Source organism: Streptomyces canus 299MFChir4.1 (assembly GCF_000383615.1).
In the GTDB taxonomy this organism is placed as follows: domain Bacteria; phylum Actinomycetota; class Actinomycetes; order Streptomycetales; family Streptomycetaceae; genus Streptomyces; species Streptomyces canus_C.
Map to the genome: position 1 here is coordinate 90,313 of NZ_KB911585.1, position 19,719 is coordinate 110,031.

The 19,719-nt window shown below is 71.8% G+C and carries 19 protein-coding genes; 9 read left to right on the forward strand and 10 right to left on the reverse strand.

Annotation, left to right across the window (positions count from 1 at the left end):
* Positions 1–9: 9 nt before the first annotated feature.
* The gene (locus tag H293_RS0111335) at positions 10–1,245 is read right to left on the reverse strand and encodes a DUF6777 domain-containing protein (protein ID WP_028807747.1); all 1,236 of its coding nucleotides are present in this window, start codon (positions 1,243–1,245) and stop codon (positions 10–12) included.
* A 171-nt stretch (positions 1,246–1,416) separates the two neighbouring features.
* On the opposite strand from H293_RS0111335, the gene H293_RS0111340 reads away from it, so the two are divergent.
* Positions 1,417–2,694, forward strand: a complete 1,278-nt coding sequence (locus H293_RS0111340; protein WP_020117997.1) for a streptophobe family protein — start codon at positions 1,417–1,419, stop codon at positions 2,692–2,694.
* A gap of 73 nt (positions 2,695–2,767) precedes the next feature.
* Here the strand turns inward: H293_RS0111340 and H293_RS0111345 are convergent, their stop codons facing one another.
* The 4 genes from H293_RS0111345 to H293_RS0111360 all read right to left on the reverse strand — a co-directional run bounded on the left by H293_RS0111345 (position 2,768) and on the right by H293_RS0111360 (position 7,123).
* Positions 2,768–3,745, reverse strand: coding sequence for a serine/threonine-protein kinase (locus H293_RS0111345; protein ID WP_020117998.1), 978 nt, complete (start codon positions 3,743–3,745; stop codon positions 2,768–2,770).
* A complete protein-coding gene (locus H293_RS0111350; RefSeq protein WP_020117999.1) occupies positions 3,735–4,280 on the reverse strand; it encodes an SH3 domain-containing protein in 546 nt (181 codons plus the stop codon). Before H293_RS0111350 ends, H293_RS0111345 begins: the two co-directional genes overlap by 11 nt.
* 7 nt (positions 4,281–4,287) lie before the next feature.
* The gene (locus H293_RS0111355) at positions 4,288–6,621 is read right to left on the reverse strand and encodes an ABC transporter ATP-binding protein/permease (RefSeq protein WP_020118000.1); all 2,334 of its coding nucleotides are present in this window, start codon (positions 6,619–6,621) and stop codon (positions 4,288–4,290) included.
* A 91-nt stretch (positions 6,622–6,712) separates the two neighbouring features.
* Complete coding sequence (locus H293_RS0111360) at positions 6,713–7,123, reverse strand: hypothetical protein (RefSeq protein WP_028807748.1); 411 nt, start codon at positions 7,121–7,123, stop codon at positions 6,713–6,715.
* Between the two features lie 331 nt (positions 7,124–7,454).
* On the opposite strand from H293_RS0111360, the gene H293_RS0111365 reads away from it, so the two are divergent.
* Together H293_RS0111365 and H293_RS0111370 are read left to right on the forward strand one after the other, a co-directional pair.
* Positions 7,455–7,835: a nuclear transport factor 2 family protein gene (locus H293_RS0111365; RefSeq protein ID WP_020118002.1), complete on the forward strand. Its 381-nt coding sequence runs from the start codon at positions 7,455–7,457 to the stop codon at positions 7,833–7,835.
* A 72-nt stretch (positions 7,836–7,907) separates the two neighbouring features.
* Positions 7,908–8,192 (forward strand): DUF1905 domain-containing protein, encoded by a 285-nt coding sequence (locus H293_RS0111370; protein ID WP_020118003.1) that lies wholly within the window; start codon positions 7,908–7,910, stop codon positions 8,190–8,192.
* A gap of 297 nt (positions 8,193–8,489) precedes the next feature.
* On the opposite strand, the gene mgrA is transcribed toward H293_RS0111370, so the two are convergent.
* Positions 8,490–9,485 (reverse strand): L-glyceraldehyde 3-phosphate reductase, encoded by a 996-nt coding sequence (mgrA, locus tag H293_RS0111375; protein ID WP_020118004.1) that lies wholly within the window; start codon positions 9,483–9,485, stop codon positions 8,490–8,492.
* A 127-nt stretch (positions 9,486–9,612) separates the two neighbouring features.
* On the opposite strand from mgrA, the gene H293_RS0111380 reads away from it, so the two are divergent.
* The 3 genes from H293_RS0111380 (at position 9,613) to H293_RS0111390 (ending at position 12,767) form a co-directional block, all read left to right on the forward strand.
* Positions 9,613–10,491, forward strand: coding sequence for a LysR family transcriptional regulator (locus tag H293_RS0111380; RefSeq protein WP_020118005.1), 879 nt, complete (start codon positions 9,613–9,615; stop codon positions 10,489–10,491).
* A 130-nt stretch (positions 10,492–10,621) separates the two neighbouring features.
* Positions 10,622–12,181, forward strand: coding sequence for a carotenoid oxygenase family protein (locus tag H293_RS0111385; RefSeq protein ID WP_020118006.1), 1,560 nt, complete (start codon positions 10,622–10,624; stop codon positions 12,179–12,181).
* A gap of 76 nt (positions 12,182–12,257) precedes the next feature.
* Positions 12,258–12,767, forward strand: a complete 510-nt coding sequence (locus H293_RS0111390) for a mycothiol transferase (protein WP_028807750.1) — start codon at positions 12,258–12,260, stop codon at positions 12,765–12,767.
* On the opposite strand, the gene H293_RS0111395 is transcribed toward H293_RS0111390, so the two are convergent.
* Both H293_RS0111395 and H293_RS0111400 read right to left on the reverse strand, forming a co-directional pair.
* Positions 12,755–13,828: an adenosine deaminase gene (locus tag H293_RS0111395; RefSeq protein WP_020118008.1), complete on the reverse strand. Its 1,074-nt coding sequence runs from the start codon at positions 13,826–13,828 to the stop codon at positions 12,755–12,757. The genes H293_RS0111390 and H293_RS0111395 overlap by 13 nt on opposite strands.
* Before the next feature lie 43 nt (positions 13,829–13,871).
* Positions 13,872–14,264, reverse strand: coding sequence for a VOC family protein (locus H293_RS0111400; RefSeq protein WP_020118009.1), 393 nt, complete (start codon positions 14,262–14,264; stop codon positions 13,872–13,874).
* Between the two features lie 177 nt (positions 14,265–14,441).
* Here H293_RS0111400 and H293_RS0111405 point away from each other — a divergent pair, with 177 nt between their 5' ends.
* Both H293_RS0111405 and H293_RS0111410 read left to right on the forward strand, forming a co-directional pair.
* A complete protein-coding gene (locus tag H293_RS0111405) occupies positions 14,442–15,152 on the forward strand; it encodes a dienelactone hydrolase family protein (protein WP_020118010.1) in 711 nt (236 codons plus the stop codon).
* A 334-nt stretch (positions 15,153–15,486) separates the two neighbouring features.
* Positions 15,487–15,942 (forward strand): pyridoxamine 5'-phosphate oxidase family protein, encoded by a 456-nt coding sequence (locus tag H293_RS0111410; protein WP_020118011.1) that lies wholly within the window; start codon positions 15,487–15,489, stop codon positions 15,940–15,942.
* Between the two features lie 4 nt (positions 15,943–15,946).
* On the opposite strand, the gene H293_RS0111415 is transcribed toward H293_RS0111410, so the two are convergent.
* Positions 15,947–16,852 (reverse strand): aldo/keto reductase, encoded by a 906-nt coding sequence (locus H293_RS0111415; protein ID WP_020118012.1) that lies wholly within the window; start codon positions 16,850–16,852, stop codon positions 15,947–15,949.
* 52 nt (positions 16,853–16,904) lie between these two features.
* On the reverse strand, positions 16,905–18,683 hold the full coding sequence (locus H293_RS0111420) for a bifunctional sugar phosphate isomerase/epimerase/4-hydroxyphenylpyruvate dioxygenase family protein (RefSeq protein ID WP_020118013.1): 1,779 nt from the start codon (positions 18,681–18,683) through the stop codon (positions 16,905–16,907).
* A 224-nt stretch (positions 18,684–18,907) separates the two neighbouring features.
* Here H293_RS0111420 and H293_RS0111425 point away from each other — a divergent pair, with 224 nt between their 5' ends.
* Positions 18,908–19,702 (forward strand): IclR family transcriptional regulator, encoded by a 795-nt coding sequence (locus H293_RS0111425; protein WP_020118014.1) that lies wholly within the window; start codon positions 18,908–18,910, stop codon positions 19,700–19,702.
* Positions 19,703–19,719 lie beyond the last annotated feature (17 nt).

A 19,719-nucleotide genomic window follows, 5' to 3' on the forward strand; every position in this document is an offset into this window, starting at 1 on the left:
GGTGACGCGTCACACCGACCAGGACACCACAGCGCCGGACAGGGGCGCCGACTGATTCGTATCAGAGGTGGTGTCGGAGGCGAGAGGCGGCTCCGGTGCCGAGGAACTCGGTGTCAGGGTCTCACCTGGGGATTCGCTGCTGGGCGGCGGTGAGGAGGGCGAGCTCGAGGACGGCGAGGACGGCGAGGACGGAGTGACGAGGGCCGGCGGACACGGACTCGCCGATCCGGAGGGGGTTGCTCCGGCCGATGTGGAGACGCAGGGCGACGGGGTGCTCGGTGTCGTCGGCGGCGACACGCTCACCGGCGGGGAGGGCCTGACCGGCGGGTGGGTCTTGTGGTCCTTGCCCCCGGTGTCGCCGCGGTGCCGGGCGATCCAGTCGTGGTGGTCGGGGTCGTAGATCACGAAGATGTTGATGACCGTCGTCGAGGGCGCCACCACGACCACGTTCGAGGGGTTGTACGACGCCCAGGTGTCGCCGGTGCGCTTCGGCGTGGTCTGCTGGGCGATCGGCGGGGTCAGCGGGTTGCCGCAGGCGCAGCGCGTGCGGGGCACCCCGCGGTCGTCAACGAGCACGGCGGTGCCGGCCTGGAGGACGGCCTGGTAGGTGGTGGCGGCGCCGTCGCGGTAGCCGTGGTTGGTGACGCGGGTGTCCATGCGCAGCTGGACGGGTGTGAGCGAGCGCAGGAAGGCCGGGACCCCGGACGGCGGGACCCCGGCGACCGAGGCGAACACCTTGTTCTTCGTCGGGTCCGCCTGGAGCGCCTTGACCTGCTTCTCGACGTCGCAGCTGGAGACGTTGCGGGTGCCGCCGTAGAGACCGGGAGCGGAGCCGTCCACGCCGCGTACGGCGTTCGCGGGCTCGGAGGAGCCCGTCGGGGAGGCGGCGACCGGCGGCACGGAGCTGTCCTTCGCGGTCGACTCGGTGAAGGGCTCGGGGCCCGTCTTGGCGGCGGCCTGGAGAAAGACCTCGCCGTTGCCGCCGGCCGAGCCGGAGCCACCGCCGGAACGGGTGAAGACGACCGCGAGGACCACCGCGGCGACCACCGCGGTGGCGATCAACGCGACCCGGGGCGCGGACCTCCACCAGGGGCGGCGGGGTTCGGGAGCGGGTGCTCCACCGCTACTGCCCGGGGGCTGCGAGGGCGGGCCCGAAGGCGGCTGCGAAGGGCCCGAGGATGGGCCCGACAGCGGGCCTGAGGGCGGCCCGGTGGGGCGGCCCGACGACGGCGGTTCGACGCTCACGAGTTCTTCTTCCCGACGCGGGACTCCTGCGACGTGCGATCCGATTGCCCCGATTCAGCCGCATTCTTCCGCGACATACCCATTGTCTGCTCCGGTCCGGTGCCGCTCGCAAGCGGACGCGGACGGACCTCCCGGCAGGCGCGCCGCCCCTGGGCTGCTTAGCGTGGCAGGGTGATCCCGCAAACCCGCTCCGACCAGGCAGTCGTCGCTCGCCACGGCTGGCCCCAGGCCATGGTGACGGTCCTGGTCGCGCTGGTCGCCATGGGGGTGGTGGCCGCGCTCGGGCTGTGGGCTGCGGGCGCGGCCGACCTTCCGGACCACGCGTTCCCGCGGGTCGTCGCCGCGACCGTCGTCACGGCCTTGGGCGGCACGGTCAAGCTGTCGGGCAGCGCGGGAGGACTCGCCGACAGCAAGGCCGGGCTCACGGTGATCCCGCTCTCCGTCACGCTGACCGGTGCGCTGGTGCTCGGGGCGGGCTTCCTGCGGCCGCTGCGGCACCGGGCCGTCGCCGGCGGCCGGGAACTGGCCGCATGGGCCGCCCGGATCGCCGGCCTGTGGCTGCTCGCGCTCCTCGCCCTGGCCTACGCGGCCCGCCAGACGTTCAAGCTCTCCGTCGGCGACGACACGCTGAGCGACCTGGGCGATGTCTTCGGCGTCTCCCCCAAGGTCGGCTTCACCACGGACGTGCCGCAGACCGTCCTGTTCGGCCTGCTGTGGCTGGCCGGCGTACTGGTGCTGGCCCTGCTGGTCTCGCGCTGGGCTCCCCTGCCGGCGCGACTGCTGCCCCTCCAGGAGTCGGTGCGGCCCGCCGCACACGCCATGGTCGAGCTCCTGCTCGCCTACGTCGTCCTCGGCGCCCTCGTCGCCCTGGTCGTCGCCGTGACCCGCGGTCATGCGCCCGAGACACTCGCGGTGATCCTGCTGGGCCTGCCGAACCTGGTCTGGCTCGCCCTGACCATCGGACTCGGCGCCACCTGGAACGGCCGGGTGGAGGGCCCCTTCGGACTGCCCATGCCCCACCTCCTCGACGAGGTCCTGCGCTCCAAGGACACCACCACGCTCAACCTGCACACCCTCGCCGAACACGACGGCCGGGTCTGGTGGCTGGTGGTCGTCGACGCGGTCCTGCTGCTTTCGGTCGCGTTCCTGATGGCGGCCCGCGCCCCCGCCCACGTCCGCGCCTGGCAGCACGCCGTGCGCCTGGCGGTCGCGCTCGCCCTGACCGTCCTCATGATCTGCCTCATGGGCCGGATCTCCGCCCACTACGGTCTGTCGGTCCTCGGCATCGGCGACCTCGGCGGCGGCCTGAGCGGTGAACTGTTCCTCGACCCGGAGCTGTGGCCCGCGGTGGGCCTCGGCGCGCTGTGGGGCCTGGTCGCCGGTTTCCTGGGTGCGCTGGCGGCGCGGCCGGTGCGGCGCAAAGGGGAGATCGAACCGGCTGACGTGTGACGAGGGGCCGTGTCAGGGTGCGCTCAGCCGGGGAAACCGCCACGCGGCGAACTCTCGTGCGGGTCGGGCACGGCTAGCCTCCTCGGAACATCGGCTCGGCCCACCGCGGCGGGGGCTTCGGTCTGGTCTCCTGGGGTTCTACGGCCCTGAAGGCGACCTCCGTCGGCGCGTGACCGCCGGCCGCGGCCGAGCGAAGGTCCGCGACGAATCCCAGACACGAGTCATGGCGGTCGTCCGGGCTCTTGGCCAGGGCCATGGTGAACACCCCGTCCAGCCCTGAGGGGAGTTCGGGCCGGCACTCGGTCAACGCCGGGGGCGCGTCGTACTGATGGGCCCACAGCAGGGCCATGTCGTCGTCGCGGCGGAAGGGCGGGTGGCCCGTGAGGGACTCGTAGACCACGCAGGCGAAGCCGTAGACGTCGCAGCGGCCGTCGACCGGGCGGCCGGAGATCTGCTCGGGGGCCACGTAGTCGAGGGTGCCGACGAACTGGCCGACCGTCGTGAACCCGGTCAGCGACAGGGACTTCTTCGTGAGGCCGAAGTCGGTGAGGTAGACGTGCTCGGGATGGTCGCTGTCGGTTCCCCGGGAGACCAGGATGTTGCCGGGCTTCACGTCCCGGTGGACCAGGCCGTGCTCGTGGGCCGCGTCGAGCGCGGAGGCGACCTGGGCGGCGATCCGCAGCGCCGTCGGGAGCGGCAACGGCCCCTGGCGGTCCAGGAGATGACGCAGATCGCTGCCGGCGACGTACCGCATGGCGATGTACAGCACGCCGTCCGTCTCACCGGCCTCGAAGACGGGGACGATGTGCGGATGGTCGATCGCGGCGGCCACCCGGGACTCGTGGCTGAAGCGGTTGCGGAAGGTGTCGTTGCGGGCGAGCTCCGGGGCCAGCAGTTTCAGCGCCACCGTGCGGTCCAGGCGCAGGTCCCGGGCCCGGTAGACGACGGCCATGCCGCCTCGCCCGATCTCCTGCTCGATGCGGTAGCCCGCGACCTGCCGGCCCACCAGTTCGGAGGGGCTGCCGGAGAAGAGGCTGGTCTCACGAGCCATCGGGGGTCACCACCTGGGTGGGGGCGTGCCCGGGGCTGTCGGCGCTCGCGCGGGGTGCCTCGTCGGTGGCGTAGGTGCTGGCCCGGGTCCCGTCCGCGTACACCCAGCGTCCGTGCTGGGCGTCGTACAGCCATACGTGCTCCCCGTCGACGACCACCCCGATCCGCAGTCCCCGGGTGCGGCCGCGGAAGGCCTCCCCGTCGAGGCCGCCGCCGGCCAGCTCCTCGACGGCGGCCCGGTAGCGGGCGAGGGTCTCGTCGGCGCGGGCCAGCAGGGGGCGCGGGTCGGCGGCGCGGGTGAGCGGGCTGTCGGGGGCGGGCGGGTCCTGGGGCACGGCGACCAGGTGGCGGCCGTCGACCCAGGCCGACCAGCCGTTGGCGCACAGGACGTAGGCCCAGTCGCCGCGCCGCTCGACGAGCTGGACGGGCAGGAGCGGGTCGAAGGGCACGGTGGGGCGGGCCGGATCGGGGGCCTCCCAGGCGGGCATGCCGTAGCCGGGGACGACATGGGTGGGCCGGAAGCCGGGGGTCGTCATAGGCGGCCTACTTCCGCATGACGGCGGGTTCGTGGCGGCGCAGCAGCCGGGAGACGAGGTACCCGAAGAGGACCGAGAGAACGACGAGCATGCCGATGTTCAGCAGCCAGACGCCCGCCGAGTGCTTGAACAGCGGATCGCCGGTGAGGTCGCCGGGCACGATCCGGGCCAGGCCGATGGTGCCGGCCATCGCGCCGAGCGCCCACCGGGAGGGCACCAGCCAGGACAGCTGTTCCAGGCCGGGCACGCCGTCGAGTTTCAGCAGGGCGCCGCAGAAGACGACCTGGACGATGGCCAGCAGCACGAGCAGCGGCATCGTCACCTCCTCCTTGCGCACCAGTGCGGACACGAGCAGGCCGAGCATCATCGCGGTGAACGCCAGCAGGGCGACCGCGAGGGTGATCTCCACAAGGGGCGGCATCAGCACGCCTTCGCCGCCGGGCGCGCTGAGGTCGACGCCGAGGAGGGCGACCAGGGTCAGAACCACCGCCTGTACGACGGTGATCGTGCCCAGGACCACGACCTTGGACATCAGGTACGCCGATCTGGACAGGCCGACCGCTCGCTCCCGCTGGTAGATGACCCGCTCCTTCACCAGCTCGCGCACGGCGTTCGCGGCACCGGTGAGGACGCCTCCGACGCACAGGATGAGCAAGGCGTTCATCGCGGTGTCCCGGGTCAGTTGACTGCCCGCGAGGGCCCGGGCCATGGCGCCCATGACGAACGGGAGGGCGATCATGATGGCGAGGAAGGTGCGGTCGGCGCCGAGGGCGGCGGTGTAGCGGCGGATCAGGGTGCCGAGCTGGGCGCCACGGCTGCGGGGCCTGGGCGGGGGCGCGATGATGACCGGTTCGGAGCGGGGCGTCCGGGGCTGCGCGGTGGCCTCGGTGACGTACTGGTGCTGGAAGGCCGAGCCGCGGAAGTCACCGGCCCAGTCGCGGTCCTGGTCCCTTTCGAACGCCTCGAAGGCCTCGGGCCACTGGGTGAAGCCGAAGTAGGCGAGGGCGTCCTCGGGCGGGCCGTAGTAGGCGATCCTCCCGCCGGGTGCGAGGACCAGGAGGCGGTCGCAGACGTCGAGGCTCAGGACGCTGTGGGTGACGACGATGACCGTGCGCCCGTCGTCGGCGAGGCCGCGCAGCATGTGCATCACCGAGCGGTCCATGCCGGGGTCCAGGCCGGAGGTCGGTTCGTCCAGGAAGAGCAGGGACGGTTTGGTGAGCAGTTCCAGGGCCACGCTGACCCGCTTGCGCTGTCCGCCCGAGAGGCTGTGCACGGGCTGTCTGGCGCGCTGTTCCAGGCCGAGCTCGCGGATGACCTCGTCGACCCGCTCGCGGCGTTCGGCCTTCGCGGTGTCCTGCGGGAAGCGCAACTCGGCGGCGTAGGACAGGGCGCTGCGGACGGTCAGCTGGGCGTGCAGGATGTCGTCCTGCGGGACCAGGCCGATGCGCTGGCGCAGTTCCGCGTAGTCGCGGTAGAGGTCGCGGCCGTCGTACAGGACGGTGCCGTGGTCGGCGGGGCGCTGGCCGGTGAGGGCGTTCAGGAGCGTGGACTTGCCGGCGCCGCTCGGGCCGACGACCGCGAGCAGGCACTTCTCCCCCACCGGGAAGGACACGTGGTCGAGCAGGGTCTTGCGGCCGCGGTCGACGGCGACCGTGAGGTCCTGGACGTCGAGGGAGACCTCCCCGGTGTCGACGTACTCCTGGAGCGTGTCGCCGACCAGGCTGAACGCCGAGTGGCCGATGCCGACGATGTCTCCGGGGCCGAGGGGGGCGCTCGTGACGGGTCGGCCGTTGAGGTAGGTGCCGTTGTGGCTGCCCAGGTCGACGATGTCGTAGCTGCCGTCGGGCAGGGCGCGCAGCTCGGCGTGGTGGCGGGAGACGACCAGGTCGTCGATGACGAGGTCGTTGTCGTCGGCGCGGCCGATCCGGACCGTGCGGGTGGGCAGCGGGCGTACGGCCGTGGGCCGGCGGAAGGTGCCGGTGAGACCGGGCATCGAGACCGCCGAGGGGCGCTCGGGGGCGGGGATGCCCAGCAGGACCGCGCAGGGGCCGTCGGAGGCGCTGCCGAAGCGGATGACGCTGCCGGGGCCGACGTCCCACTCGTGGACGCGGCGGCCGTCCGCATAGGTGCCGTTGGTGCTGTTCTCGTCCTCGATGGTCCAGTGGTCGGCCTCGGGGCGCAGCACCGCGTGGTGCCACGAGACCCGGGCATCGTCGATGACGATGTCGCTCAACGGGTCGCGCCCGACGTGGTAGTCGTGGCCCGGGCTCATCACCGTGGAGCCGGTGTCGGTCTCCAGCACGAGCTCGGGCGCCGTCGGTGCGATCGACCGGTCCGCCATGCCAGAATTCTACCGATTCACCCCTTTGGTCGCCTGGTGACGCGAACCGGAGGAGCGAGGGCGCGGAGCGCGGGGGCGGAGGCCGGCCGACTCAGGCGACGGGGGTGAAGAGCGCCGAGGCCGTCCGGTGCATTCTCACGGCGTCCACGGACTCGGCGAGCAGTTCGTACTCCGTGGTGTCGTCGCTCGCAGCGATCCGGACCAGCCGGCCGGCCGCCAACTCGTCGGCGACCAGATCCTGTTGGTACAGGTCGGCGCACCAGGCCCGCATCACGGCGGGCACGTCCAGCACGGTGGGGGCGACGGGGGCCAGGGCGCCCGCGGGAAAGTACTCGGCCTCGGGCTGGGGGTCTAATCGGTCGGCGATCCACGAGGCCCGGTCGCGCATCCACCACAGGGCGAGGGCGAGGGTCGGCGCGCGGTACGTTCCGAGGGGTACGCCGATGCGGCGTCCGTCGCAGATGCCGTACCCCGTGACGTGGCACAGGAATTCGTCGTGCACGATCAACTCCCCCGCTTGCTCGTTCGCCTGCCGGCAGGGCCTCGCTTTCCGTGCGGCTCATGTGCGGTACGCGGTCTTTGCTGCTGTGCGTGACGGGCACTTCGCTCGATGTGAAGGTCCTGTCAGTCGAGTATGTTCACTACTGAAACACTGTCACCACGTCTTTTTGGCCAGTCTCCTGGCATATTCGTCCCCCCTCCTGGCCGAAATCTGACGGGTGCACGTTCAAACGCCATGACCCGGGAAGTAATCGACGGTTCCCGGCGCCGCGGGCAAGGTTGCCTCACCAGGTCCCACCAGCACAGACGACCTCGATGGAGGCTGATTTCCCATGTCCGCGAACACCGACCGCTACGAGAGTGCCGTCGCCCGCTACTTCGAAGCCTGGAACGCGCGTGAGCCGGAGGCACGCACCAAGGCCGTGGCAGCCGCCTGGGCGGTGGACGGCGGGTACACCGACCCGCTCGCCGACGTCGTGGGCCACGACGGGATCGCCGCGGTGATCGCGGCGGCCCACGAGCAGTTCCCCGGTTTCGCCTTCCGGATCACCGGCCCCGTCGACGGACATCACGACACCGCGCGGTTCTCCTGGGAGCTCGTGAGCGAGGACGGATCGGCACCCGTCGCCGGATCCGACGTGGTCACGCTCGACGGGGACGGCAGGATCAGGACCGTGTACGGGTTCCTGGACCGGGTGCCCGCGGGAGCCTGAGGAAGGGCCACGATGAGTTTTCCCCTCGCCGGTGGTCTCTTGAAGAGGAAGCCGTCGGCGAGGGAGAACATCATGGCCACGACCGGAAAGGTGGACGCGGAATTCACCGCGGTCCTCAGCAGGAACCCGGGGAAGGGCGGCTGGACCTGTGTCCGCTGGCCCGCCTCGGTGGAGTTCTTCGGCACCCGGGGTCTCGTCAAGGTCCGCGGGACGATCGACGGGCACCCTTTCCAGAGCTCCTTCATGGCCCTCGGGGACGGCACCCACATGCTGCCCGTCAAGGCCGACGTGCGGAAGGCCATCGGCAAGGACGCGGGCGACACGGTGACCGTGCGCATCGAGGAGCGGACCGGCTGAGCGGGCCGCCACGGCGCGGGGTCTCGGCCCACATCGGCTCCCGGCTTCGACTCCCGCTCCGGACGGGGCTCTGTGACGACCGTCGGGGGCGGAAGCGGCCCGGCCCGGACGGCCCTTCACCTCCGGCGATCGCCTTCGCGCCGCGCCGGACGGCGCCCTGGGCCTCGGTAGCGGGGACGGTGACGGTGGCGTCGAACCGAAAGGGACCGGGCGCCGGCCTGAGAGTCCGGCGCCCGGTCCGTTCGACTGCCCGCGGCCGTGAGGGCCGCGTCGGTCACGCCTTGAGGATCGAGCCGGTCACGCCTTGAGGATCGCGTCGATCCTCGCCAGTTCCTCCGGGGCGAAGTCCAGGTTGGCGATCGTGCCCACGCTGTCCTCGATCTGCTTCGGGCTGCTCGCGCCGACGAGGGCCGAGGTGACCCGGCCGCCGCGCAGGACCCAGGCCAGGGCCAGCTGGGCGAGGGTCTGGCCCCGGCCCTCGGCGACCTCGTTGAGCTCGCGGAGCTGCCGGACCAGGTCCTCGGTGACGGCGTCCGAATTCAGGAAGGGGCTGTCGCTCGCGGCCCGGGAGTCCTCGGGGATGCCGTCGAGGTAGCGGCCGGTGAGCAGGCCCTGCTCCAGCGGGGAGAAGACGATCGAGCCGACCTGAAGCTCGTCGAGCGCGTCCAGCAGGCCGCCGTCCTCGGGGCGCCGGTCCAGCATCGAGTACCGCGGCTGGTGGATGAGGAGCGGGGTGCCCAGCTCGCCGAGGATGCGGGCGGCCTCGCGGGTCTGCTCGGCGGAGTAGTTGGAGATGCCGACATACAGCGCCTTGCCCTGCTGGACCGCGGTGTGCAGGGCACCCATCGTCTCTTCGAGGGGGGTGTCCGGGTCGGGGCGGTGCGAGTAGAAGATGTCGACGTAGTCCAGGCCCATCCGGGTCAGGCTCTGGTCCAGCGAGGACAGCAGGTACTTGCGGGAGCCCCACTCGCCGTACGGACCGGGCCACATCAGATAGCCGGCCTTGGTGGAGATGATCAGCTCGTCGCGGTAGGCCGCGAGGTCGGCCTTGAGGGCCTCGCCGAACGCGGACTCGGCGGCACCGGGCGGCGGACCGTAGTTGTTGGCGAGGTCGAAGTGGGTGACACCGAGGTCGAAGGCGCGGCGCAGGATGGCCCGCTGGGTCTCGACCGTGCGGTCCGCCGGGCCGAAGTTGTGCCACAGGCCGAGCGAGATCGCGGGCAGCTTCAGGCCGCTGCGTCCGGTGCGCCGGTAGGGCATCTCCGCGTAGCGGTCGGGGTGTGCGGTGTACAACGCGACTCCAGAGGGGTTGGCACGGTGGAACCAAAAAAGTCGTGAATCCAACCCCACTCTTTCGCGACCTGGGGGCATTGGTCCAACAGAAGAATCCGATGGAATTCAGCGGTTAGGCTTCTCAATCATGGAACTGCGCCATCTTCAGCACTTCGTGGCGGTCGCCGAGGACCAGCACTTCACCCGGGCCGCCGAACGGCTCCTGGTGTCGCAGTCCGGGCTGTCCGCGTCCATCCGGGCGCTGGAGCGGGAGCTGCAGACCCCGCTGTTCGTGCGGACCACCCGCCGGGTGACGCTCACCCCCGCCGGGCGGGCCCTGCTCGGCGAGGCCGAGCGGATCCTCGCACAGGTGCGTTCCGCCCACGAGGCGGTGGCCGCGGTGCAGGGGGTGCTGCGCGGGATGCTCGCGCTGGGCTCCGAGCAGTGCATCGCCGGGGTGCATGTGGCGGGGCTGCTGGCCGCGTTCCGGCGGCAGCATCCGGACGTGGAGATCTGTCTGCGGCAGGCGGGCTCGGGCGCCCTCGCCGAGGAGGTCGCCGCCGGGCGCCTGGACCTGGCGTTCGCCGTGCGGGGGACGCGGGAGGAGAGCGACCAGCTGCGGGCCGTACCGCTGACCAGCGAGCCGATGACCGTGCTGTGCCATCCGAGCCATCCGCTCGCGGCGGCCGGCGCGGCCGTGACCCCGGAGGACCTGGGCGGTGAGGTCTTCGTCGACTTCCACCCGGACTGGGGGCCGCGCCGCACCACCGACGCCGTCTTCGCCGAGGCGGGCGTACGCCGGTCGGTCGCCCTGGAGGTCAACGACGTGCACAGCCTTCTCGACCTGGTGGACGAGAACCTCGGCGTGGCGGTCGTTCCGCAGCACTTCCGGCACAAGCGGCCGTCGCTGACGGCCCTGCCCGTCAAGGGCACCGGCGAGACCGTGTACGAGACGGTCGCCCTGCTGCCGCCCCCGCAGGCCACCAGCCCGGCGGCGCGGGCGTTGATGGCGCTGCTGGACAGCTGAGCCGCCGCGCGGGAGAAAGAGGGGGCTTGGCACCACCCCCAGGACGGGGTCCACCCCTCCTGACCCGAGCCGCCGCACACCCCAGACTCATGACCGTCCCCGAAGACAACTGCGGTCAGGAGCAGGGAAGATGACGGACTCCACACGCACGACGGACACCACACGCACGACGAACCCCGCACGATCGACGAGCCCCACACGACGGAACGTACTGCGAGGCGCGGCGGCGGTCGCCGCCGCTGGCGGACTGGCCGGCACGGGAGTGGGCGCCGGACCCGCCTCCGCGGCGCCCCGCACGGCACCGACGCGCCGCTTCCCCTTCCTGGAGGGGGCCTTCAAGCCGGTCACCGAGGAGCTGACGGCCTTCGACCTGCCGGTCACCGGCCGTGTCCCGCGCGAGCTGAACGGCCGCTACCTGCGCACCGGCCCCAACGTGCTGGGCCTGGAGGACCCGCGCGCCCACCACTGGATGCTCGGCGACGGCATGGTGCACGGCGTCCGGCTGCGCGAGGGCCGCGCCGAGTGGTACCGCAACCGCTGGGTCCGCTCCTCCCAGGTCGCGAAGAAGCTCGGCGAGCCCTACCCGGGCCCGGTGCCGCCGGACGACTTCCCGTGCAACACCCATGTGATCCCCCACCGGGGGCGCATCCTGGCGCTCCAGGAGAGCGGACCTCTGCCGTACGAGCTCGACGACGAGCTGAACACCGTGGGCACCTACGACTTCCGGGGCACGCTGGAGGGCGCGTTCACCGCGCACACCAAGTTCGACGTGCACGCCGGCGAGCTGCACGCGATCGCCTACTACCCGACCTGGGACCATGTGCGGCACCTGGTCGTGGACCCGGCGGGCCGCGTCTCGCGCAGCACGCGGATCCCGGTGGCCGACGCCCCGATGATCCACGACTTCGCGCTCACCGAGCGGTACGTGATCATCCTCGACATGCCGGTCACCTTCGACCCGGCGGGCGCGGAGCGCGGCGACATCGTGCCCTACGCCTGGAACGACCGGCATCCGGCGCGGATCGGTGTGCTGCCGCGCGAGGGAGGCACGGTCCGCTGGTTCGAGGTCGACCCGGTGTACTACTCGCACACCCTCAACGCGTACGAGGAGGGATCGAACCTGGTCATCGACACGACCAACTTCGACGCGCACTTCCTCGTGGCGGGCAACGGCTCGGGCGGGCCGTACACACCGGGTACTCCCCGGCTCGACCGCTGGACGGTCGACCTGCGGCAGGGGCGGGTGCGGGTGCGGACCCTCGACGACCGCCCGCAGGAATTCCCGCGCGTCAACGAGGCTCTGGTGTCCCGCCGCCACCGCTACGGCTACTCGGCGGCGGCCGCGGAGATGGCGGCCGCCTATCAGGCGGTCGACGGCAACCCGCCTCCCGACCGGGCGTTCACCAACGCGCTCATCAAGCACGACCTGCTGCGGGGCACCTCACAGGTGCACCGGCTGCCCCGGGGGGCGGCGGCGAGCGAGGCCGTGTTCGTGCCGTCCGACCCCTGCGACGGACGGGCCGCCGAGGACGACGGGTACGCGATCGCGTATGTCCACAACCCCGAGCGCGGGGCCTCGGACCTGGTGATTCTCGCGGCCCAGGACTTCACGGCCGAGCCGGTGGCCCGGATCCATCTGCCGGGACGGGTGCCCCTGGGCTTCCACGGGAGCTGGATTCCCGACGCGTGACACGGGAGCTGGATTCCCGGGCATGACACCGGAGCAGGTCCCACGTGACGCGGCGCGATGCGCGATGGTGGATGTCATGCATGCAAAGGACATCCTCATCGACGGCTACAGCCGCATCCAGGAAGAAGTCCACGCCGCCGTCGAGGGCCTGGGCCCCGACGACCTCAACCACCGTCCCGGCCCCGACGCCAACTCCCTCGCCTGGCTGGTCTGGCATCTCACCCGCGTCCAGGACGACCATGTCGCCGGCGCCTTCGGCCTGGACCAGGTGTGGCTGACGCAGGACTGGGAGAAGCGGTTCGGCCTCGATCTGAAGCCGCGCGACATCGGCTACGGCCACACCTCCGCGCAGGTCGCCAAGGTGCGGGTCGACTCCGCGGACCTGCTCACCGGCTACTACGACGCCGTGCACGCCCAGAGTCTCGAAGCCCTGCGCGGGCTGACGGCCGGGGACCTGGAGCGCGTCGTGGACGAGAACTGGGATCCGCCGGTCACCCTGGGGGTGCGGCTGGTCAGCGTCCTGTCCGACGATCTGCAGCACGTCGGACAGGCCGCCTATCTGCGGGGGCTGCTTCAGAGCGCGTAGCCCGGCAGGACGACGTCCTCGATGAGGGCCTTGCGCTCGTCGAACGGGATGAAGGCGCTCTTGAGGGCGTTCACCGTGACCGTGCGCAGGTCCTCGACCGTCCAGCCCGCCTCCTCGACCAGCAGGGACATCTCCCGGGTCATCGTCGTCCCCGACACCAGCCGGTTGTCGGTGTTGAGGGTGACCCGGAAGCCCAGGTCCTTCAGGGCCGTGATCGGATGCTCGGCGATCGAGGTGGCCGCGCCGGTCTGAAGGTTGGAGGTCGGGCACATCTCCAGGGCGATCCGGCGGTCCCGGACGTAGCCCGCGAGCCGGCCGAGCTTGCCGCTCGCGAGGTCGGGGATGTCCTCGGTGATCCGCACACCGTGGCCGAGCCGCTGGGCGCCGCACACCTGCACGGCCTGGTGGATGCTGGGCAGGCCGTGGGCCTCACCGGCGTGGATCGTGAAGGGCACGTTCTCGCGGCGCAGGTACTCGAAGGCGTCCAGGTGGTCGGCGGCCGGGAAGCCGTCCTCGGCGCCCGCGATGTCGAAGCCGACGACACCGGCATCCCGGAAGGCCACGGCCAGGTCGGCGGCCTCGCGCACCCGGTCGAACATCCGCATCCCGCACAGCAGGGTGCCGACCCGCACCGGGGTGCCCGCGGCGGCGGCCTTCGCCATGCCGGCGGCCAGGCCCTCCTGGACGGTCTCGACGACCTCGGCCATGGCCAGTCCGCCGTTGGTGTTCAGCTCGGGGGCGTAGCGCACCTCGCCGTACACGACCCCGTCGGCGGCCAGGTCGAGGACGTACTCCTCGGCCGTGCGCAGCAGGCCCTCGCGGGTCTGCATGACGGCGAGGGTGTGCTCGAAGGTGGCTATGTAGCGCACCAGGTCACCGGAGTTGGCGGCCTCGAAGTACCAGGCGGCGAGCTCGTCCGGGTCGGTGGTGGGCAGGGTGTGGCCGACCTCGGCCGCGAGCTCCACCACGGTGGCGGGGCGCAGGCCGCCGTCGAGGTGGTCGTGCAGGACGGCCTTGGGGAGGCGGCGGATCAGATCGGCGTCTACGCGCGTAGCGGTCATGGCGAGGTCTTTCTTCGTACGTCGAACAGGGTGGCGGGGAGGGTCAGTCGGCGGGCTGGAGCAGGTCCCAGCGGTTTCCGTGGAGGTCCTGGAAGACGGCGACCGAGCCGTAGGGCTCGTGACGGGGCTCCTCCAGGAAGGTCACGCCCGCGGCGAGCATGCGGGCGTGGTCGCGGGCGAAGTCGTCGGTGTGCAGGAAGAAGCCGACGCGACCGCCGGTCTGGTTCCCCACCCGCTCCTGCTGGGCCTCGTCCTTGGCGCGGGCGAGCAGCAGGTCGGTGCCGCCCTCGCGCTCGTCCGGCCGCACGACGACCCAGCGGGAGCCGTCGGGGCGGGGGGCGTCCTCGACGAGCCGGAAGCCGAGGGCCTCGGTGTAGAAGCGGATCGCCTCGTCGTAGTCGTCGACGACAAGGGTGACCAGGGCGACGCGTCTCATCGGTGCCTCTCGGGACGGGTGGTTGACGGGAGAGGTTATACGTAAAACTTCGGCGGCGCCAGTCCGGTCTCCGGCCCCTGTCGGCGGGCCGTACGGAGTGCGTGGCAGGCTGGTGATCACCGCCGGGGTCACGGCTCCGGCGCCCCCGTCCACCGGACCGCACAGGAGTCGAGCACCATGGCCGAACGGCCGAAGTCGACCGGAGCACCCGCCCACCAGAACGTCACCTTCCCGAGCGGCGGCACCACCGCGCACGGCTATCTGGCGCTGCCGCCGTCCGGGAGCGGGCCGGGGGTCATCGTGATCCAGGAGTGGTGGGGTCTGACCGACCACATCGCCGACGTCGCCGACCGGCTGGCGGCGGAGGGCTTCGTCGCGCTCGCTCCCGACCTGTACGGCGGCAATGTCGCCCACGACAGCGGCGAGGCCCTGCGGATGATGCAGGCACTGCCGGTCGCGCGGGGCGTGGAACTGCTGTCCGGCGCGGTCGACCACCTGCTGTCGCTGGACGAGGTCACCTCGGACACCGTGGGCGCGGTCGGTTTCTGCATGGGCGGCGGATTCGTCCTGTACCTGGCGGCGGCCGACCCGCGGGTGAGCGCCGCGGTGCCGTTCTACGGCGTGATCCAGGGCGAGCTGCCCGACTTCTCGAACCTGAAGGCGGAGATCCTGGGCCACTACGGCGAGCTCGACCGGACCATCCCGGCGGAAAGCCTCGACGCCCTGCGCGAGGCCGTCCGCGAGCAGTCCGGAATCACCCCTGACCTGCGCCTGTACCCGGCGGACCACGCCTTCTTCAACGACGGCCGCCCCGAGGCCCACGACCCCGGGTCCGCCACCCGCGCCTGGGAGAGGACAGTGCCCTTCCTGCACGAGCGGCTGGGGTAGGGCCGGGCCTGCGGATCAGGCCGGAAGCATGACGCGTACCTCGCGGCGGATCGGTCGGACGCAAGCAGAGATGCCCTGTCGGCACGGGTGAGCGGGGCCGCCCGGCACGGTCTCCGCCCCCGCGAGGTGGGGGAGACCGTGGCGTGGGTTCCTGCGCGGCCGGACCTTGCTGCGCGGTGACGGCCGGCGCGGCCGGGGCCCTCGCTGGACGCGTCAGGCCCTCGGCACCGGCATGGTCCGGCAGCCGGAGCCCGGGACTCGTCCACCCCTCGGTCCGTGGGCGTAGGGCCCCGGACCGAGGCGGTGGGGAGAGATGGGCGATAGCGTCGCGGGCATGACGATCACCGAGAGCCGGACCGCCGCGGAGCGCAAGGGGGACGTACTGGCCCGTCTGGAGCGGGAGTTGGACATCTGGGTGGCGTCGGCGGACGCCGACGGGCTGCCTTGTCTGGTCGCGCTGTGGTTCGTCTGGGACGGAGAGTGCGTCTGGGTGTCCACGCGGATCACCAATCCCACGGGGCGCAATCTCCGCGACGGCGGCCGCACCCGGCTGGCCTTCGGGGACACCCAGGACGTCGTGCTGATCGACGGGGAGGTGCGGACGTACGGCGGGACGGACGTGCCGGCCGCGGCGATCGAGGCCTTCCGGGCGAAGACCGGCTGGGATCCCCGCGAGGACAGCGCCTCCTACGCCTTCTTCCAGGTGCGCCCGCGCACCGTGCAGGCCCTCAACGGCGTGCACGAGATGCGCGGGCGGCATGTCATGGAGGACGGCGTGTGGGTCGTATGACCTCTCAGTCTTCCTTCTGGTGAAGCGAGTTCAGGGTGTCGAGCTCGTCCTCGGTGAGCCTCAGCGCGCCCGCCGCGATGTTCTCGGCCAGGTGGTCGGGGTTGCCGGTGCCGGGGATGGCGAGGACGTGCGGCCCCTGAGCCAGGGTCCAGGCGAGCCTGACCTGGGCGGGGGTGGCGTCGTGGGCCCGCGCGACGGCGAGCACCGCCTCGTCGTGGGCGGTGGTGGCGCCCTCGGCTCCGGCGTCCCCGGCGATCGCGAAGAACGGCACGAAGGCGATGCCCTGTTCGCCGCAGATCCGCACCATCTCGTCGGTGGCCCGGTCGCGGGAATCGAGTCCGAAGCGGTTCTGCACGGACACCACCGGCGCGATGGCCTGCGCCTCGACGAGGTGCCGGGGCTCGACGTCGGAGATGCCGAGGTGCCGGACGAGGCCCTTGTCGCGCAGTTCGGCGAGGGCGCCGAAGTGCTCGGCGACCGAGTCCTGACGCATCCGGCGGAGGTAGACCAGATCAAGGTGGTCGCGGCCGAGCTGGCGGAGGTTCTCCTCGACATGTCCACGCAGGTCCTCGGGCCGTGCAGAAGTGGCCCACTCCCCCGAGTAGTCACGAAAGGGGCCGACCTTCGAGGCGATGACGAGATCGTCGGAGTACGGGGACAGCGCGCTGTTGATGATCTCGTTGGCGGAGCGCAGGGAGGAGAAGTAGAAGGCCGCCGTGTCGATGTGGTTGACGCCGAGTTCGACGGCCCCGCGCAGTACGGTGATCGACCGCTGCCGGTCGCTCGGGGTGCCATGGTGGAAGGCCGCGCTGCCGGTCAGCCGCATCGCGCCGAAGCCTATGCGGTTGACGGTGAGATCGCCGAGTGTCCAGGTGCCTGCCGCGTCCGCGGTGATCGATTCGGAGGTCATCGGCGGATGATGACACACCTCCGGCTCGTCCCCGAAGGCACTTCCCGAACTCCTACCTGCGCTGCGCGGCCAGCCGGACGGGCGCGTTGGCCGCACCGAACCCGGCGTAGCCGCCGGAGCGCTGCACGAACTCGAAGAAGACATGGCCGACGGTCTCGGTGTAGCAGTGCCGGAACTCGCCGCCCCGCTCGTCGCGGTCGTAAAGGATGCCGAGCTCGCGATACGTCTCCAACTCCCCCTCGGCGAAGTCGAAACGGGCCTCCAGGTCGTCGTAGTAGTTCGCCGGGACGCGCAGCAGACCTGCTCCGGCCGTCCGGAAGCGGCGGACGGCGGCGACGATGTCGTCGACGGCGAACGCCACATGCCGGGCCCGTGTCTCACCGCCCTCCTCCGGACTGGGTGCGAGGTTGAGGACCAGCCGGGGTCCGTCGGAGGGGGCGGACAGGGCACGGCTGCGGAACAGGCCGTAGGGGTCGGCGAGTTCGACGGTGTCGTGCGGGCTGAGGCCAAGCACCGTGCGGTGGAAGAGCACCGACTCGTCGAAGTGGTGCCAGGGCTGGGTCAGCGCGAGGTGGTCGATGGTGAGGGCGGTCGCGCTCGCACTCTCGGCCGTGTACGCGAAGTCGTCGGTCCAGCTGGGGAGTTCGGGTCGGCCGGTCGCGCAGAACAGGACTTCGGTGCCGTCCGGGGCCGCGATCGACTCCAGCGGGACGTCCTGTGCGGTGCGGCGCTTGGGCAGGGTGGGCGCGAGCAGGGCTTCCGCCCGTCGCGCGGAGGCGGCCGGATCCGCCGTCTCCAGTCCTACGGCGGCCAGGGTGGTGTCGGTGCGGCGGCCGGCGGTGCCCGTGTTGACCAGGACCCGGGCCTCGCCCTGTTCCCAGAGGTCGACCGGCTTGCCGTGATGGCGGGCGGTGCGGGTGAAGCCGAGAGCCGTGAGAAGTTCACCGACGGGCTCGGGGTCGCTGGTGGCGAGTTCGGCGAAGGCGACGCCCGAGGGGATCACCGGCGCCGGGAGCGGGGAGACGCCCGCGTTCTCCTCCAGGGCGAGCAGGGAGCGCAGTCCGTCCAGCGCTGTGCGGCCCGCGTCCGCCTGGCGGAAGACGTCGTTGAAGACCTCCAGGGACAGGGGGCCGTCGTATCCGGCGTTCAGGACATGGCGCAGGAGTCCGGCCACGTCGAATCCGCCCTGGCCCGGGAAGCAGCGGTAGTGGCGGCTCCACTGCAGGACGTCCATGGCCATCAGCGGGGCGTCCGCGAGCTGGAGGAAGAAGATCTTGTCGCCGGGGATGTCCTCGACACCCTTGGGGTCGGAGCCCCTGGAGAGGATGTGGAAGCTGTCCAGGCAGGTGCCGAGCGCCGGATGGTCCGCGGCCTCGACGATCCGCCAGGCGTGGTCGTACGTGCTGACGTGCCGTCCCCACGCCAGCGCCTCGTAGGCCACCCGGATGCCGGACTCCTGGGCCAGGTCGGCGAGTCGGCGCAGTTGCTCGGCCGCGAGGGCGTCGTCGTCCACGGCCTGCTCGCAGACGCTGGAACAGACGAGGACGGTGTCGGCGCCGAGCCTGCGCATCAGCTCGAACTTGTACCGGGCACGCCTCAGGTTGCGGGCGAAGAGCTCCTCCGGGACGGCCTCGATGTCCCGCATGGGCTGGTAGAGGTCGATGCGCAGCCCCAGGTCGGCCGTGCGGGCGGCGATCTCCTCGGGGGCGAGGGGGCTGGCGAGGAGGTCGTTCTCGAAGATCTCGACGCCTTCGAAGCCTGCCCGTGAGGCGGCCGTCAGTTTCTCGGTGAGGGTGCCGCTGAGGCAGACGGTGGCGATGGACTTGCGCATGCTCGCTCCTGAGGTCGATCCAGGTCTTCCCGGCCCGTCCGGCGGTCCGGGAGAAGATTTCAGGGCGACCACCAGACGGTCCAATCGGTCCACTGTGCGGTCAGCCTAGGGGGCCACGCCTCCGCCAACAAGGGCGCGGCCGGTTTCCTCGGTCCGCGGAGCGGACTACGGTCGGAGGCAGCAACGTCGGCCGAGGGCCGTGGGGACCGTACGGGAGGCAGCGGGTGAGCGACGCACAGACGTCGGCGGGGGGCGACGCCGACCAGCACGCGGGAGGGGTGCGCAGTGTGCGGCGGGCCTTCGACATCCTCACCCTGCTCACCGAGGACCGGCCGGTGATCACGCTGCGGGAGATCACCGGCGCGACCGGGCTCGCCAAGACCACGGCGCTGCGGCTGGTGCAGACCCTGGAGGAGACCGGCCTGCTGGGCTCGCACCCGTCCGGCTACACCGCGGGGCCCGCGCTGTGGCGCTGGGCGTATCTCGCGCGCGGCCAGTGGGAGGTGCCGCAGGAGACCCGGAAGGTCATGCGTGATCTCGCGGACCGGCTCGGCGAGACCGTGAACCTGTTCGTCGCCCGGGGCGTCCACCGCATCTGCGTCGCCCACGAGGAGAGTCCGCATCCGCTGCGCCATGTCGTCGACGTCGGCGACGAGCAGCCGCTGTGGGCCGGTGCCTCCTCGAAGATCCTGCTGCGGGGCGCCTCCGAGGCGTTCCTGCGCCGGGTCGCGGCCGCCTCACCGCAGGGCGGGGCACAGGTCGAGCGGCTGCGGGCCTGGGTCACGGAGGCGGCCGAGCGCGGCTACGCCGTCAGCAGCAGCGAGTTCGACGAGGGGCTCACCGCGGTCGCGGTCCCGGTCACGGGCCGCACCGGCAAGGTCGTCGCCTCCCTCTCCCTGAGCGGCCCCAGCCACCGCTTCCCCTACGAGGCCGTCGAGCGCTTCGCCATGGAACTCGCCGAAGGCGCCCGCCTCATCTCCGACCAGGGCTTCAGCCACCCCCTGAGCAGCGACGCCTGACGCACGGGACGCGGGTG